Raw genomic sequence first — 16,225 nt, forward strand, 5'->3', positions numbered from 1 at the left:
CACGATGAACACTCGACGGCTGGCGACCACGGGGGTCGCGCTCGTCGCCGCGCTGGGTCTGCTGACCGGCTGCGGCAACCAGACCGGAGCGGACGCTCCAGCCGGCAACGGAAGCGCCACCGGCGTCGCCCCGAGCAGCAGCGCCCCGGCGGACCCGCTCGGCGAACTGACCGCCGCCGCGCTCAAGCTCAACGAGGACAGCGTCCGGGCCACCATCACCTCGTCGGCGCTCAAGGGCGGCGGCCTGATGGACCCGCGGACGAAGTCCATGGACATGACCATGGACATGGGCGCCCAGGGCAAGGTCCGGATGATCACCATCGGCGGCGACGCCTGGATGAAGATCAGCGGCATGTCCGGCGCGCCGAAGCAGTGGCTGCACCTGGACGCCACCCGGCTCGGCGCCGGCGGCCAGATGAACCTGATGCCGGACGGCGACCCGGGCGGCGCCAAGCAGATGATCAAGGGGGTGACCGAGGTGGAGAAGACCGGCGAGCACAGCTTCGCCGGCACGCTGGACTACTCCAAGGCCAAGCCCGACGACAAGAGCATCCAGGCGCTCGGCGCCAAGGCCGAGGCGGTCCCCTTCACCGCGAAGACCGACGACCAGGGCCGGCTGGTCGAACTGGTCGTCGACACCACAGTCCTGCACCCGGCGGCGGGCAAGCTGACCACCACCTACACCGACTTCGGCGCCCCGGTGCAGCCGGAGAAGCCGGCGGCGAGCCAGACCATCGAAGCTCCGGAGGCGCTGATCAAGGCGTTCGGAGGCTGACCCCCGCATGACCCACGGACGGGGCGGCACCGATCGGTGCCGCCCCGTCGCGCGTGCCGCCCCCGTCGCGCGTGCCCGCTCCGGGGTCGTGCCCCGCGGGAGGATCAGCTCATCCGCCCGATCGCCGCCCGCAGTCGGGCGAGGTCGCGGCGACGCCGCTCGTAGGTGGCGGCCAGGGCGATCAACGCCAGCCCGCCGACGGCCAGGAAGATCCACCAGGGCAGCCGGTCCCAGCCCCGGACCAGCTCGTGCAGGGCGAGCAGGGTCAGGGTGGACCCGCCGAGCACCACCGGGGCCTGCCAGCGGCGGGTGGCCCCGGCGAGGACCACACCCAGCGCGGCGACCCCGAGCAGCAACCGCCGCCACGGCTGGGGATCCGGGGCGACCAGCACCGACACCAGGCCGGGCAGCAGCCCCGCGGCGAGCCCCGGGCCGAGCGCGAGCCAGCTGTTCAGCCCCGGCCGGGTACGCAGCGCCACCAGGCCCGCGACGAGCGCCAGCCCGGCCGCCGGCAGGGTGTACGCCTCCAGCAGCACCACCCCACCGGCCGCGAGCAGCAGCCAGGCGCCGAGCAGTTCACTGATCCCGGCGATGCCCGCGAAGGCCCACCGCCCGGCGGTGGACTCGCCCCGGCGGATCACCCGCAACGCCACCGCCACGCCCCACAGCACGCAGATCGCGGCGGCGTGCCGCAGCGCCGGCATGCCGAACAGCAGCGCCACCAGCGCCACCGCCTGGGCCGCCGCCTCCATCGCCCGACCGGCCAGAGCCGCCCGCCGGCCCAGCGGCGGGGCGAGGAACAGCACCACCGCCGCCACCGCCAGCACGGTGAACCCGGCGGTACGCAGGGGCAGCCCGGCGGCGAGCGGCGCGGTCACCGCGAAGCCGATGGCGGCGGCGACCGCCACGAGAACGCCCAGCACCCGTACGCCGGGCCGCCGCCCCACGGCAGCGACCACCACCGCGGCGACCACGAGCAGGGCCAGCCCGGCGAGGGTGCCGGCCCGGGTGGCGAGCAGCCCGGCCAGCCCCGAGACGGTCCAGAGCACCCCGACCGGCAACAGGACCAGGCCGCGCGGGAGACCCGCACCCGGCCGGCCCGCGGAGGCGGCCGAACCCGCCGGGACCGGTGAGCCGGCCGAACCCGCCGGGACCGGTGAGCCGGCCGAACCCGCCGGGACCGGTGAGCCGGCCGGTCGCGGTGCGGCCGGAGTCGACGAGGTCAACGAGACGACCAGCAGCGCGGCGACTCCGGTGAGGAACACCGCCGCCGGCACGATCGGCCAGGGCGCGCCGAGCGCCACCAGCGCCAGCGGGAGCGCGGCCGCCCCGAAGGCGGCGCCGGCCAGCAGCCGGGTGGCCCGGTCGGCGTCGGCCCGTCGGGTGAGGACCTGAACGGCGGCGGCCAGCACCAGCAAGGCCGCCAGCGCGGTCCACGCGCCCGGCAGCGGCTCGGCCGAGGGCACGCCGGACCAGGGCCGTGCCGGCCCGTCGTACGGGGTGAAGACCGCCTCCACCGTCGCGGGCAGGACGGCCAGCCCGGCGACCACGGCCAGCGCGGCGGCGACCACCCGGCCCGCCATCGACACGTCGGTGCCCCGGTCGACGGCGACCAGCAGCAGCGCGGCCGACGCCGCGTAGAGCGCCAGCGGTTCGGCCGGTACGACCAACGGCGACAGCGCGAGCACACCGAGCGTCGCGGCGGTGGCGGTCGAGGCGTACCCGTCGAGGTCCGGCCGGTGGCGGCGGAGCGCGACGAGCACGACGAGGGTCAGCGCGGCGGCGGCGAACCCGCCCCGGGCCGACCATTCGGGGGCGGCTCCGGCGGCGACGAGCGCGACGACCGCCTGGGCCGGTACGGCGAGCAGCGCCGCGACCAGCGCGACCCCGCCGACGACGTGCTGCGCCGGGCTGCCCCGGCGGGACAGGGCCGCCGCGGTGAACCCGGCGAGCAGCACGACACCGAGCGCGGCGAGCGTCCCGGACCGGGCAGCCAGGGCGACGAGCAGCCCGTGCCCGGCCAGGGTGGCGGCGGCCAGCGAGCCGACCAGCACGGTCGGGGTCCGGCGGCCCGGCCGCAGGACGACGGCCAGGAGCACCACCGCGAGGGTCAGGTCCACGGCGACGGTCGCCGCCCACGGCGTGGCGGCGACGGCCGGCAGCGCGAACCCGGTCACCGGCACGCCGAGCAGCACGGTCACCGGGCGGGCCGTTCGGGGCAGCAGCAGCACGAACACGGCGACGGTGAGCAGGACGGCGACCGGGAGCTGCCAACCCCAGTCCGGCGTCGGGCCGGGCTGCGCGCCCCGCCACGGCGGTTGCGAACGGGCCACCGCGCCGGCGGCGAACAGGAGGGTGGCGAGCACGCCGACCTGGGCGAGACCACCGGTGACGAGCAGCGCGCCGACCCGGGGACCGGAGCGCACGCCGGCCGGGAGCGCCCGCACCGCGCCGGCCAGCGCGGTGGTCACCAGGGCGGCCGCCACCAGCAGCAGGCCCGGGCGCAGTTCGGCGACCGGACGCAGCAGCGCGGTGGCCAGCACCGGCACCAGCAGCCCCGCCGCGATCCGGCGGAGCATCCGCTCCCCGGAGGCCCCCGCCCCACCGAGCACGACCAGCGCCACCAGCAGCATCGGCGCGCCGGCGAGCAGGGGCTGTCCGGCGGCCCGTCCCCAGGCGAGCGGCACGAGGGCACAGCCCGCGGCGAGCAGTGTGGCGGCGCCGAAGCCGAGCCAGGCGAGCACCCGTCCGGCCAGGACGGCGCCCGGCACGCGCGGTGCGGCGACCGGCCCCCCGCCGGCCGCCGACCCCCCGCTCCGCGTCCCCACGGCGGTGGCCGGCGCGCCCACGCCGACCACCGCCGTCCCCCCGGACGCCCCGGCCGCCGACGCCGTGGCGACGGGTACGGCCGGGTACCGGCGGCGCAGCGCGACCACCACCACGAGGTCGAGCAACGCCACCCCGAGCAGGACCAGGGTCCACCCGCCGGCGTCCGGCCGGGCCTCGGCCGCGGCCAGCGGCAGCACCGGCTGCGCGACGAGCAGCGCCGCGAACCACGGCACCGTCAGCCGGCTGAGCCGGGCGTACCCGGCGGCGACCGCCGCGCTGGCCCCCCCGACCAGCGCGGCGTACCGGGTGCCCGGCCAGCCGGCCGCGCCGAACAGGTCGACCGCCCAGGCGGCGTACCCGTCGAGGACCACCAGCAGCAGTCCCACCGCGGCGAAGGTCTCCGCCGTGCCGCGCAGCCCTCGCCGGGCCGCGACCAGCGGCACGGCCAGCGCGAGAACGGTGAACGCGGCCAGGATCAGGGCCCGGCCGGCGACCCCCACCGCCGCCCAGGCGACGGCGGTGAAGACCACGGCGGCGGTGCCGAGCAGCACTCCACCGAGGACGAACAGCACCCCCTGCACCGTCCGGGTCGACGTCTCCGGCCGCCCGGGCGTCGCCGGCACCGGCCGCGGCGGGACCGGGACGGCCGGCCCTCCGCCGACCCCCGCCGGCGCCGGCCGGACCGCCGGCGCCTGCCGGGGCACCTCCGCACGGACCCGGGCCGCCAGCTCCGCCCGCCGGCTGCGCGCCGCTTCGTACCGGCCGGAGACCTCCCGGTACGCCTCGCGCGTCCGGTCCACCTCCCGGGCCAGCACGGCGATCTCCCGGTCCAGCCGGATCACCTCTGCCGCGGGCGGGTACGGCGGCCGGCCGCAACCGGAGCACCCGCGAGCGAGGTCGGCGGGCGCCCCGCAGGCGGGGCAGGGGTAGGCGCTGTTCTCCACCCGGCCATCCTCACGGCCCAGGTGGGATTCCCGACAGAGTGCGCGTACCTAGACGTGGGTGTTCTCGCGCACCCAGGCCGCGTACGCCGGGTCGCACTCCACCCGGCTCACCAGGATCTCCGGCACGTCGTACGGGTGGTCGGCGCGGATCCGGTCGACCAGCTCGCTCACCCGGTCGGGGACGGTCTTGAACTGCACCGACCACTCGGTGGCGGTCTCCACCTCGCCGCGCCACCGGTAGGTGCTGTCGACCTGGCCGCCGACCTGGGCGCAGGCGGCCAGCCGGTCGGCGACCGATGCGGCCGCCAGCCCGTCCGCCACCGGGCGCGCGTCCACCACCGTCGTCACCACGCAGATCTGCTCCACCAGCGCACCCTACGCAACGTCGTCGGCGTCGGAGCTGACGTCCACCCCGTCGCGGTTGGTGGCGATCCACGCGTCGATCCGACCCCACCAGTCGAAGAGCCAGTCGATGCGTTCCTGCTGCCCGGCCGGGATCTCCTCCGGCGGCACCGACCAGAACCGCATCACGATCCGTTTGTCCATCGGCAGCTCGCGCCAGACGTCCGTGACAGTGAGCATCTGGTCCAGTCCGGTGTGCGCCACGAAGATCACCCCGGCGTCCGGGGACGCCTCCAGCGCGGCGAGCAGTCCGCCGGGCTGCGGGGCGAGCACGTGCTGCATCCGTTCGGCGCGCAGGGCCATCCGTTCCAGGCCCAGCGCGCGCAGTCGGGCGATGGCCCGTAGCCGGCGGTGCGGGGTGAAGTTGCCGCCCTCCGGGAAGATCACGAACGCGTCGTCGTCGTCCAGGTCGGTGGCGAGGTGGCCGATCTGCCGCACCGCCGAGTCACGGCCGTCCGCGCCGGGTGCGATGAACCGGTTCGGCAGCCGGTTGAGCAGCACGTCGATCGCCGGGTCCCACTGGAGGCTCTCCTTGAGCACGATCCGCGGCTCGCGCTGGAACCAGTTGACCAGGGCGTGGATCAGGATGAACGAGTCCCCGGGCCCGGCGTGCCGGCAGAGCACCAGCTCGGGGCGGCCGGGCAGGGCGGTGTCCGGGTCGGTGCCGACCACGTCGATGCGCAGTCGCAGCGTCCACCGGGCCTGCCAGAAGAGCACCTGGAGGAACCGGCCGGCGAGCACGTAGTGGGCGCGCTGGAAGGCCGGCGAGCGCTTGCGCGCCCCGAAGCCCGAGGCCAGCCAGAGCCCGAAGAGCGCGATCAGCGCCGCCGCGTCCCAGACCAGGTAGACGGCGCCGATCCAGAGCAGCCGCAGCGGCCGCAGCCGGCCCGGGACGAACGGCGAGACGGCCAGGCCGAGCAGCGCCCAGACCGGCACCGTGGTGACCATCAGCACCGCGAGCAGCACCACGCCGGGGGCGAGCAGCAGCCGGCGGACCCACCGGGGTGGCAGCGGCATCAGCGGTCCAGCGTGGCCAGGTAGTGCCGGGAGGCGGTGTAGGCGCGGCTGATCCGCCGGCCCACCGCCGCCATGTCCCGGTACGCCCACGGGCTGTCGTCCCGGGGCTCCAGCCCGCCGGTCGGCAGCACGTGCACCTCCACCCCGTCCGGCAGCGCCGCCATCTCCCGGGCGAACCGGTGCCGCCGGGCGATCTCGAACGCGACCTGGGCGATCTCCCAGGGCCGCCGGGGCGGGGTCAGCTCCCGCTCGATCCGACCCACCTGGAGTACGAAGATCCGCTCCGCGCCGACCGCGACCGCCTCGCCGATCGGGATGGAGTTGACGATCCCACCGTCGACGTAGTGCTGCCCGTCGATCTGCGCCGGCGGCAGCAGTCCCGGCACCGAGGCGGAGGCGAGCACGGCCGGCACCAACGGTCCCTCGTGGAACCAGTGCTCGGCGGCCCGCTCGATGTTCGCGGCGCAGCACCGGAACGGCACCTTCAGGTCGGCGAAGGTGGTCTCCGGGCCCAACTCCCCCTCCAGCAGCTTGCGCAGCGGCCGGGGCGAGTGCAGGTGGGTACGGGCGGCGAAGCGACGCAGCTGGCGGGCCACCGAGTCGCCGTACACCTCGCTCGCCTCGGGCGAGGCCCAGAGCCGGACCAGCCGGTCGGTCACCGCCTCGGTCGGGTCGGCGGCGACCAGTGCGCCGTTGACCGCGCCGATCGAGGTGCCGAGCACGACGTCGGGACGGATCCGGGCGCGGAACAGGGCACGCAGCATGCCCACCTCGACCGCGCCGAGCACTCCCCCGCCACCGAGCACGAACGCCACCGGACCGCCACCCATGTCGCCCATCCTGGCACGCGCGCGCCGCTCCCCCCGCCGCAGACGCTGGTCGTCGCGCCGGGCACACCGCTCGGCGCGGAGGGTCACCGGGAAAGGGACGACCGTTGACACGGCGGACACCTTCCCGCAACCTGATACCGCCCCCACCCCGAGGCAGGTGCGATCACTGATGGCAGCGCTGCAACCCGGCCGGTTGCTGGCCCGCCGATACCGACTCATCGACCAGATCGGGGCCGGTGGGATGTCGGTCATCTGGCGCGCCCGCGACGAGGTCCTGGACCGGGTCGTCGCGGTCAAGGTCCTGGCCCCCTCACTGGCCGCCGACGCCCGCTTCCGTGACATGGTGCGCGAGGAGGCCCGCTCGGCCGCCCAGCTCGTGCACCCGCACGTCACCGCCGTACACGACTACGGCGAGACGCTGGCCCCGGACGGCGAGATCACCTCCTTCGTGGTGATGGAGCTGCTCAACGGGGAGGAGCTGGAGAACCGGCTCAGCGAGGGGCCGCTGCCCTGGCCGGAGGCGGTCGAGGTGGGCGCGCAGGTGGCCGAGGCGCTCGCCGCCGCGCACCGGCTCGGCATCGTGCACCGGGACATCACCCCCGCCAACGTGATGATGACCAGGGTCGGCGCCAAGGTGCTGGACTTCGGCATCGCCACCCAGGTCGGCGCCCCGGACGAGGACGAGGACGGCGGCACCTTCGGCACCCCGGCGTACGTCGCGCCGGAGCGGCTGGACGGGTCGCCGGCCCAACCGGCCACCGACGTCTACTCCCTGGGCGTGCTGCTCTACGAGACGCTCACCGGGCAGGTGCCGTACCCGGCGGACACCTGGGAGGAACTGGGCACGGCGTTGCAGTCCGACGAGGCGCTCTCGCTGGACGGCGTACCGGGGTTGCCGCCGGCGGTGGCGCGTACCTGTCTGCGCTGCCTGGCCCGTGACCCGCGGGACCGGCCCACCGCTCACCAGGTGGCCGCGGCGCTGCGCGACCAGATGCTGCCCGGCGACCCGCAGGCGGCCACGATGCTCTCGCCGACGGTGACCCTGCCCGCGCTCGCCACCGCGCCGGAGGCCGCCGAGCCGGCCCCGGCCGCCCGGCCGGGGACCCGCCGGCCGCTCGTGGTGGTCGGCGCGCTGGCGCTGGTCGTCGCGGCCGCGGTGCTGATCGCCCCCACCCTGACGCCCCGCTCGCCGGCGCCGCCGGTGGACGCGTTGCCGACCACCACGCCGGCCCCCGAGCTGCCGGTCGTCCCGGACGACGAGGTCACCGTGCCGTCGGCGGGCCCGACCACCACGGCGACCAGCACGTCGCCACCGCCCCGGCCGCGGCCCGCACCGGACGGCGGACAGGGCGCGGGCGGGCTCACCGAGGCCGCCGAACGGTTGCGCACCCTGATCGACGACGGGGTACGCAACGGTGACATCCGCGGCGACGTCGGCGTCGACCTGCGCAACGTGCTGGCCAACCTGACCCGGGAGGCGGCCGACGGTCGCTCCGACCTCGCCGAACCGGTGGCCCAGTTCCGGGAGAAGGTCACCCGGCGGGTGCAGGAGGGCGCCATCACCCCGGCGTTCGCCCGGCACCTCGACGCCGCCATCGTGGGTCTCGACACCAGCCAGGGCTGAACCCGGCCAGGTCAGCGGGCGGCGATCGGCGCCGGCTCCCGGACCACCGTCGTCCTGCCGAGGGCGAAGCGCCGGTACACGTCCTCGTAGCCGGCGGCCATCCGCTCGGTCGAGAAGTTCTCCACCGCGTGCGCGACGCAGGCCGCCGGGTCGAGCCGGTCCACCTCGCGCAGCGCCGCCGGCAGTTCGTCCGCGCGGTCCCGCACCAGCCCGGTCACCCGCTCCACCACCAGCTCCGGTACCGCACCGCGGCGCAGCGCCACCACCGGCGTGCCGGTCGCCATGGCCTCCACCATGACCATGCCGAACGGCTCCTCCCACTGGATCGGCATGATCAGGCAGCGGGCGTCGACCAGCAGCCGCAGGGCCGCCGCCCGGTCGGCGTTCATCACCACGGTGACGTCGGAGTCCAGCATGGGCTCGACGACCTCGGCGTAGTAGCGCCGCTCGGCGGGTTCGTTGCACTTGCCGGCCAGGGTCAGCGGCAGCCCCGCCGCCCGGCAGGCACGGATGGCGAGGTCCGGGCCCTTGTCCGGGCTGAACCGGGCGAGCCAGAGCACCGGCCCGCGGCCGGGGGCGCGCTTGCGCGGCAGGTCCGTGGCGTCCATCGCGTTGTGCACCGTCCCCACCCAGGGCAGGCTCGGGTTCGCCCGCCGCTGCGCGTGGGAGATGGCCACCAGCCCGACGCCGTGGTCCGTGTCGCTGAGCACCGTGCCGTACTCCCCCACCGGGTTGCCGTGCACCGTCGCGACCGTCGGCACCGCCCGCCGGCCGGCGACCAGCGGGCCGATCGTGGTGTGGTCGTGCACGACGTCGAAGTCCGCCGGTGTCACGAGATGGTTCACCCGGGCCAGGTGGGCCAGCTCGGGCAGTGACTCGCCGAGCCGGTCGTACTGCAGTTCGGGGACGGTCGAGACGAAGTCGGCGGCGGTGCCGTGCTGCCGTCCCGCGCCGAAGAGGGTCACCGCGTGCCCCCGCCGGACCAGGGTGTCCACCAGCCCGTGCACCACCTGCTCCAGCCCTCCGTAGCCGGGGGGCGGCACCGACAGCCACGGCGGCACCACCATCGCGATCCGCAGCGGCCCCGCGGGCGGGCTTTCCGACGGACGGTGGGTCACGGCCACAGGTCCTCCCCGTTGGTCCCCGGTGAGCGCGATCGGCGGCGATTTCCCCCTGCGGGCGGGGTCAAACGGTACGACGGGACGCTCATCCGGTGACGACGAGCCGGTCGTCCACGGCCCGCACCCCCGGGGCCGACCAGGCGACCCGCTCCGCCTCGTCCCGCTCCCACCAGGAGCGCACCTCGCCGTGCAGCACCACGGTGCCACCGGCCAGCTCCACGGTGACCGCCTCGGTGCCGGTACGGCGGCGCAGGGCCCGGCGCAGGTCCGCGGCGGTCTGCTCGGCGCTCGGCGGGGCCGGCGGCACCACCTCGACCAGGTTGGTCACCCCGCGTACGCCGCGCAGGCGACGCAGTTCCTGCTCGGCGGTACGCCGCTGGTAGCCGAACTCCACCTCGCCGCGCAGCATCAGCCAGCCGTCGGCCACCGTCACGTCCAGGCGCTCGGCGGGCACGAAGCTGTCCCACTCCAGCGCTCGGACGGCGGCGAGGGCCAGTTCGGCGTCGTCCTGGCCGTCCAGCCCGGGCAGGCGCACCTCGACGTCGTCGGCGACCGCCCGCACGCCCCGTACCCGGTGCGCGCAGCGCTGGGCCGCCCACTTGCGGGCGTAGCTGTCCACCCGGCCGGTCAACGTCACCACGCCGTCGGCGACGACGACCCCGATCTCGTGCGGCTGCGCCTGGGGATCCCAGGCCAGCTCGTCGAGGACGTCGCGCTGGATGTCCTGGTCGGTGCGGACGGCCGCTGCCGTGCCCATGGCGTCCCCCTCCGTACGTTCGGTTCCCGGCCAGGATGCCGGCGCGGAGGGTGAGCCCGGGTCACCCGCACCGGGTGACCCGGGGGCACGAAAATGGCGGCGGGCGGTGGAGCCAACCCCCTTGGCTCCACCGCCCGCCGCCCGTGGAGGAGGCAGGTCTGTCTCTATGACGTCTCGGCGAGCGTGACGGTTGCCGTCGCCTCGGATCCGTTTCGCTGGTAGGTCACCTCGACCCGGTCGCCGACCTTGCCGGCCTGCACCGCGCCCACCAGGTCGTTGGAGTCGTTGACCACCTTGTCGCCGAACTTCGTGATCACGTCACCCCGCTGGAGGCCGGCCTTCTCGGCCGCGCTGCCCGGCACGACCGCCGAGACCAGGGCGCCGCCGTTCTCGGCCGGGGTGACGCTGACGCCGAGGGACGGGTGGCTGACCTTCTCGCCGCGCTGGAGCTTCCCGGCGACATCCTTGGCCTTGTTGCTCGGGATGGCGAAGCCGACACCGATGTTGCCGCTGCTGCCCTGCCCGGCGGTGGCGATGGCGGTGTTGATGCCGATCACCTCGCCCCGGGTGTTGACCAGCGCGCCGCCCGAGTTGCCGGGGTTGATCGGGGCGTCGGTCTGGAGCAGTCCGGAGATCGAACTGGCACCCTGCCGCGGGTCCTGCTGCTGGCCGTTCCCGCCGGCCTGGATGGTGCGGTCCCGAGCGCTGAGGATGCCGGCGGTGACCGAGCCCTGCAGGCCGAGCGGGCTGCCCAGGGCGAGCACCTGGTCGCCGACCTGCATGGCGTCACTGTCGCCGAACTTCGCGGCCTTCAGGTCGCTGACGCCGCTGGCCTTGAGCACCGCGAGGTCGGTCTTCGGGTCGGTGCCGACGATCTTCGCCTGCGCGGTCTTCCCGTTGGCGAAGATCACCCGGACGGCGTCGCCGGACGCGGAGGCGACCACGTGGTTGTTGGTGAGCACGAAGCCGTCCGCGCTGAGGATCACGCCGGAGCCCTCACCGCTGTCGGTGGTGATCGAGACCACGCTGTCCTGCACGGCGGCGGCGATCTTGGGCAGGTCCGCGCTGTTGATCACCGGGGCGGCCGAGTAGGTGCGGGTGATCCCGCCGGAGTTGCCGTCCACCGCGAGCACGAGCGCGCCGCCGGCCACGCCCGAGCCGAGCATCAGGGCGAAGACCGCGACACCGGCACCGACGAACTTGGCCACCTTCGAGGGGCGGGGCGGGGCCGCCCACGGCGGTACCGGCTGCCCGGGGTGCTGCGGCGGGACCGGACCGCCCGGGTGCCCGCCCGTCCAGCCGGACGGGGCGTAGCCGGGCTGGTAGCCGGCGGCCGGATACGAGCCGGGCTGGTACGACGAGGCGGGCTGGTAGCCGCCCTGCGCCCTCGCCGGGTACGGCGCGGCCGAGGACTGCCCGTACGGCGCCGCCGAGGACTGCCCGTACGGCACGGCCGAAGACTGCCCGTACGGCGCCGCCGAGGGCTGCCCGTACGGCGCGGCCGGGGACTGCCCGCCGCCGGACGGCGGGTACGGCGCGGACGGGGCGGACGGGGTGCCCACCGGCTCCCCCGCGGTGCCGGCGGGGCGGTCGGTCGGGAGGCTCCCGGTCGGGTCCGACTGCCCGGGCTCGACGCGGGACGGCTCGGCGGTGGGGTGCGACGGCTCGGCGTCGGAGGCGGCCGGCCGCCGCTGCGGGTCGGTCTCGAACTCGTTCATTGCTCCACCTTCTCCCCTCGCACTGTCACCAGCCTGGAATGAACCTGGACGTTTTCTGAAAGTCACTCCGCTTCACTCTCCGCGCCCGGCAGCAGCGGCAGCCTGACCCGGAAGGTCGCCCCGCCGCCCGGCGTCGTACCCACCTCGACCGTTCCGTGGTGCGCGGCGACCAGCGCGGCGACGATGGCCAGCCCCAGCCCGGTGCTGGTGATGCCGCTCGCCCGGCGGGTCCGGGCGGCGTCGGCACGGTAGAACCGCTCGAAGACCCGTTCGGCCTGCTCGGGGGTGAGGCCGGGGCCGGTGTCGGCCACCTCCACCACGGCCAGGTTTCCCGGCTCGCTGCGCAGCCGCAGCGTCACCGCAGCCTCCGACGGGGTGTGGGTGAGCGCGTTGGTCATCAGGTTGCCGATCACCTGCCGCAGCCGGGCGTCGTCCCCGTACACCACCAGCGGACCCGAACCGGGCTCGATGTCCAGCTCGATCCGGCGGTCCGGGGCGACCACCCGGGCGGCCTGCACGGCATCCGAGGCGAGCACCGGCAACTCCACCGGGGCCAGCGAGAGCGGCCGCTCCCGGTCCAGCCGGGCGAGCAGCAGCAGGTCCTCCACGAGCAGCCCCATCCGGGCCGCCTCGTCCTCGATCCGGCGCAGCAGGTCGGCGGTCTGCTCCGGCGTGCGGGCGGCGCCCTGCCGGTACAGCTCGGCGAAGCCGCGAATGGTGGTCAGCGGGGTGCGCAGCTCGTGCGAGGCGTCCGCGACGAACTGCCGCATCCGTTCCTCCGAGCGTCGGGCCCGCGCCTCGGACGCCTGCGCGGCGTGCGCGGCGTCGCGGGCGCCGGCCTCGGCCGACCGGGCCGCCGCCTCGGACGCCGCCCGGGCGGTGAAGGCGGCCTCGATCTGGGTCAGCATCGCGTTCAACGCGCGGGACAACCGCCCCAGCTCGGACGTGGCGCAGGGCTGCCCGTCCTCCGGGTCGGGCACCCGTCGGGTCAGATCACCCCCGGCGATCGCGGCGGCGGTGCGCTCGATCTCCACCAGTGGCTTCAGGCTGGTCCGGACGATGGCCGCGCCGATCGAGGCGAGCAGGACCAGCACCGCGCCACCGACCAGGAGGTCTATCCAGACCAGCCGCTTCACCGCCAGGTCGACGTCGGTGAGGTGCTGCCCGACCGCCAGCACCCGACCGTCGGGCAGGTCCCGGTAGAGCATCCGCCAGCGGTCCCGCCCGTCCTCCGAGCGGACGTCGAACGGCTCGCGCCTCTCCTCCCGGAAGCCGGCCAGGTCGCCCGGCACGGGCGGCAGGTCGTCCAGCTCCAGGTTCGGGTCGTAGGCAATGATCTTGGTCTGTCGTTCGTTGGCGAGCGCCACCACGTAGTCGGTGGGCAGGGTGGCCGAGCGGGCGCTGCCGTTCTCCAGCGCCGGCAGCACCCTGCTCAGGTAGTCGCTGGCGCCCTGGAGTTCGCCGTCGACCTGCGCGACCAGGTAGTTGCGCAGGAAGAACGTGGTCAGCGAGCTGATCACCAGCAGCGCGGCGGCGACCAGCGCCAGCACCGAGGCGACCAGCTTGACCCGGAGCGGGACGCTGCGGAGCCGACCCTTCGCGTCGTCGAGGACGCTCACGCCGCCGGCTTGCGTAGCACGTAGCCCACCCCGCGCAGGGTGTGGATCAGCCGGGGCTGGGTGTTGTCCACCTTGCGGCGCAGGTAGGAGATGTAGGACTCGACGATGTTGTCGTCACCACGGAAGTCGTAGTTCCAGACGTGGTCCAGGATCTGCGCCTTGGAGAGCACCCGGTTGGCGTTGAGCATCAGGTAGCGCAGCAGTTTGAACTCGGTCGGCGAGAGCTGGACCCGCTGGCCGGCGCGGTGCACCTCGTGGGTCTCCTCGTCCAGCTCCAGGTCGGCGAAGGTGAGCCGGGAGGGGGCCTGCTCGCCGGTGGCCGTACGCCGGAGCACCGCCCGGATCCGCGCGGTGAGTTCCTCCAGGCTGAACGGCTTGGTGACGTAGTCGTCGCCGCCCAGGGTGAGGCCGCGGATCTTGTCGTCGGTGGCGTCCCGCGCGGTCAGGAAGACCACCGGGGTACGCGTGCCGCCCTCGCGGAGCATCCGGATGACCTCGAAGCCGTCGAGGTCGGGCAGCATCACGTCGAGGACCACCAGGTCGGGGCGGTGCTCCTTCGCGGTGCTCAGCGCCGCGCTGCCGCTGGTGGCCGTCGCCACGTCGAAACCGGCGAAGCGCAGGCTGGCGGAGAGCAGTTCGAGGATGTTGGGGTCGTCCTCGACGACGAGCAGTCGCGCCTCGGTCTGGGTAGCGGCCATGTCCGCCATCATCCGTGACGTCGCTGCGGCGGCGCTGGACGCTTCCTGAAAAGACCCTGTGAGCGGCGACCGTCGGGGTCCGGGGCGTCAGGCCGCCAGTTCGAGCCGCTCCCCCGCGCCGTCCGCCGACCCGACCTCCGCCGAGCGGCACACCATGGACGTCAACGGGTCCGGTTGACGTCCGTGCCGTTCCACCGAGCACTCCCCGCCCGCCTCGGCGACGCCGACTAGGGGGGCGGCGGCCGACGGCAGCGCAGGGGGGAGGGCCGGCGCGGCGGCACGGGCCGGGACCAGGTGCACCGCCGACTCGGCGGCCCGGGCGAGGGCGCGCCGGTCCGCGCCCCGGGCCGGGTGCAGCGCCGCCCCGATCCGCACGGTCAGCACCAGGTCCCGTGCGGCGAGCACCCGGCGTGCCGAGGCCCAGAGGGTCTCGTCGCCGAGGAAGGCGGCGGCCGTGGTGGCCTCGCCGGTGGCGGCGCAGCGGTAGGTCAGCCGGAGCGGCACGACCGGCACGCCGGCGTCGATCGCCGCCTGGAAGGCCGCCGGCCGGAAGCCCCGCCCCGGCCGGCAGGCACGCGACGCAGCCGTCCCGCACCAGGTCGTGCCCTCCGGGAAGACCGCCACCGCATCGCCGCGGCGCAGCGCCGTGACCAGCCGGTCGACGGTCGCCGGCAGCTCGCGGGGGCGCGCTCGGTCGACGAAGAGCGCACCGGCCGCGCGGGCCAGCACCCCGACCAGCGGCCACCCCCGGACATCGGACTTGGCCAGCAACCGGGCCGGCGCCACCGCCAGCACCGCCAGCACGTCCAGCCAGGAGACGTGGTTGGCGACCAGCAGCGCGGGTCGCCCCGGCGACCGGCCACGCACCTCCAGCCGCACCCCGAGGACGCGGGCCGCCCCCCGCGCCCACCGGCGCACCGCCACCGCCCGCCGCGCCACCGGCAGCACCGGCAGCAGGCCGACCAGGCCCACCCCGGCCAGCAGCATCCCGAGTACGCCCAGCAGCCGGGCAACCCGCCACGGCACCGGTACGGACGGCGCCTCACCCGACCCGGGCAGGCACCCCGGGCCGCAGCCGGAGACGGGCCGCCAGAGCGGGGCGCTCACCGCTGTTCCCCGCCCAGGAAGTGCCGCAGGTACCGCGGGTTCATCCGGTCCAGCGAGAACAGGACGTAGAAGTCGGCCACCCCGAAGTCCGGGTCGTACGCGGGCTCCCCGGCGATCCACGCCCCGAGCCGGAGGTACCCGCGCAGCAGCGGCGGGATCAGCGCATGGCCGGCCGGGCCACCGGCGGCGGTCTCCGGGTGGGCCGCCACCGGCTCGGCGAACCAGGGGCGGCGGGGCCGGACCCGCAGCAGCGGCGGTGCGAGGTGCTTCGCCCGGGCCAGCGCCCACGCCTCGGCGGCGGCCCGGCCCCCGTCGGCCACCGGCACCGAGGCGCAGCCGCCGAGCCAGCGGGATCCGCGCAGGTGCAGATAGCGGGTGATACCCGCCCACATCAGGTTGATCACCGCGCCGGAGCGGTGGTCGGGGTGGACGCAGGAGCGGCCGGCCTCGACCAGCACGTCACGCAGCGGGTCGAGGGCGGCCAGCTCGAACTCGCTCTCGGCGTACCGGCGGTCGACGCGGCCCGGCGGCAGCAGTCGGTACGTCCCGACCACCGCCCCGCTGCGCTCCTCGCGGACGATCAGGTGATCGCAGTGGGCGTCCAGGTCGTCGACGTCGAGCCCGCCCCCGGCCGGGTGCAGGCTCGCGCCGAGTTCGGTGGCGAAGACCTCGTGGCGCAGGCGTTGCGCGGCCGCGACCTGGGTCGGGTCGTCGGCGATCAGCAGGGTGTATCCGCTGGTCGTCAGGGGTGCGCCAGCGGCGTGCAGAACGGCCATGGGTCCTG

At 75.6% G+C, this 16,225-nt stretch carries 13 protein-coding genes; 2 read left to right on the plus strand and 11 right to left on the minus strand.

Going from position 1 to position 16,225, the window contains the following annotated elements:
- Positions 1 to 4 precede the first annotated feature (4 nt).
- A complete protein-coding gene (locus GA0070560_RS00365) occupies positions 5 to 775 on the plus strand; it encodes a hypothetical protein (RefSeq protein WP_091289841.1) in 771 nt (256 codons plus the stop codon).
- A gap of 104 nt (positions 776 to 879) precedes the next feature.
- On the opposite strand, the gene GA0070560_RS00370 is transcribed toward GA0070560_RS00365, so the two are convergent.
- Genes GA0070560_RS00370 through GA0070560_RS00385 form a run of 4 tightly spaced genes read right to left on the minus strand, consistent with a single transcriptional unit; the run spans position 880 to position 6,797 of the window.
- Positions 880 to 4,548, minus strand: a complete 3,669-nt coding sequence (locus GA0070560_RS00370) for an SCO7613 C-terminal domain-containing membrane protein (RefSeq protein ID WP_091289844.1) — start codon at positions 4,546 to 4,548, stop codon at positions 880 to 882.
- Between the two features lie 48 nt (positions 4,549 to 4,596).
- Positions 4,597 to 4,914 (minus strand): divalent-cation tolerance protein CutA, encoded by a 318-nt coding sequence (cutA, locus tag GA0070560_RS00375; RefSeq protein ID WP_091289846.1) that lies wholly within the window; start codon positions 4,912 to 4,914, stop codon positions 4,597 to 4,599.
- A 9-nt stretch (positions 4,915 to 4,923) separates the two neighbouring features.
- A complete protein-coding gene (locus GA0070560_RS00380; protein WP_091289849.1) occupies positions 4,924 to 5,967 on the minus strand; it encodes a 1-acyl-sn-glycerol-3-phosphate acyltransferase in 1,044 nt (347 codons plus the stop codon).
- Entirely contained in the window at positions 5,967 to 6,797 is an 831-nt protein-coding gene (locus tag GA0070560_RS00385) for a patatin-like phospholipase family protein (protein WP_091289851.1), read from the minus strand. Before GA0070560_RS00385 ends, GA0070560_RS00380 begins: the two co-directional genes overlap by 1 nt.
- Positions 6,798 to 6,966: 169 nt before the next feature.
- On the opposite strand from GA0070560_RS00385, the gene GA0070560_RS00390 reads away from it, so the two are divergent.
- Positions 6,967 to 8,421, plus strand: a complete 1,455-nt coding sequence (locus GA0070560_RS00390) for a serine/threonine-protein kinase (protein WP_091289854.1) — start codon at positions 6,967 to 6,969, stop codon at positions 8,419 to 8,421.
- Between the two features lie 11 nt (positions 8,422 to 8,432).
- On the opposite strand, the gene GA0070560_RS00395 is transcribed toward GA0070560_RS00390, so the two are convergent.
- The 7 genes from GA0070560_RS00395 to GA0070560_RS00425 all read right to left on the minus strand — a co-directional run bounded on the left by GA0070560_RS00395 (position 8,433) and on the right by GA0070560_RS00425 (position 16,217).
- Positions 8,433 to 9,488 (minus strand): glycosyltransferase family 4 protein, encoded by a 1,056-nt coding sequence (locus tag GA0070560_RS00395; RefSeq protein ID WP_091290803.1) that lies wholly within the window; start codon positions 9,486 to 9,488, stop codon positions 8,433 to 8,435.
- Between the two features lie 139 nt (positions 9,489 to 9,627).
- The gene (locus GA0070560_RS00400; protein WP_091289856.1) at positions 9,628 to 10,299 is read right to left on the minus strand and encodes a BON domain-containing protein; all 672 of its coding nucleotides are present in this window, start codon (positions 10,297 to 10,299) and stop codon (positions 9,628 to 9,630) included.
- 164 nt (positions 10,300 to 10,463) lie between these two features.
- Complete coding sequence (locus GA0070560_RS00405) at positions 10,464 to 12,017, minus strand: S1C family serine protease (protein ID WP_091289859.1); 1,554 nt, start codon at positions 12,015 to 12,017, stop codon at positions 10,464 to 10,466.
- Positions 12,018 to 12,079: 62 nt separating this feature from the next.
- The gene (locus tag GA0070560_RS00410; RefSeq protein ID WP_091289862.1) at positions 12,080 to 13,636 is read right to left on the minus strand and encodes a sensor histidine kinase; all 1,557 of its coding nucleotides are present in this window, start codon (positions 13,634 to 13,636) and stop codon (positions 12,080 to 12,082) included.
- Entirely contained in the window at positions 13,633 to 14,334 is a 702-nt protein-coding gene (locus GA0070560_RS00415) for a response regulator transcription factor (protein ID WP_088979374.1), read from the minus strand. Before GA0070560_RS00415 ends, GA0070560_RS00410 begins: the two co-directional genes overlap by 4 nt.
- Positions 14,335 to 14,421: 87 nt before the next feature.
- Positions 14,422 to 15,441: a lysophospholipid acyltransferase family protein gene (locus GA0070560_RS00420; protein WP_091289865.1), complete on the minus strand. Its 1,020-nt coding sequence runs from the start codon at positions 15,439 to 15,441 to the stop codon at positions 14,422 to 14,424.
- Positions 15,438 to 16,217 (minus strand): GNAT family N-acetyltransferase, encoded by a 780-nt coding sequence (locus tag GA0070560_RS00425; RefSeq protein WP_091289867.1) that lies wholly within the window; start codon positions 16,215 to 16,217, stop codon positions 15,438 to 15,440. The genes GA0070560_RS00420 and GA0070560_RS00425 overlap by 4 nt, the downstream gene beginning before the upstream one ends.
- Between the last annotated feature and the right edge of the window lie 8 nt (positions 16,218 to 16,225).

The organism is Micromonospora halophytica (genome assembly GCF_900090245.1).
GTDB lineage: Bacteria > Actinomycetota > Actinomycetes > Mycobacteriales > Micromonosporaceae > Micromonospora > Micromonospora halophytica.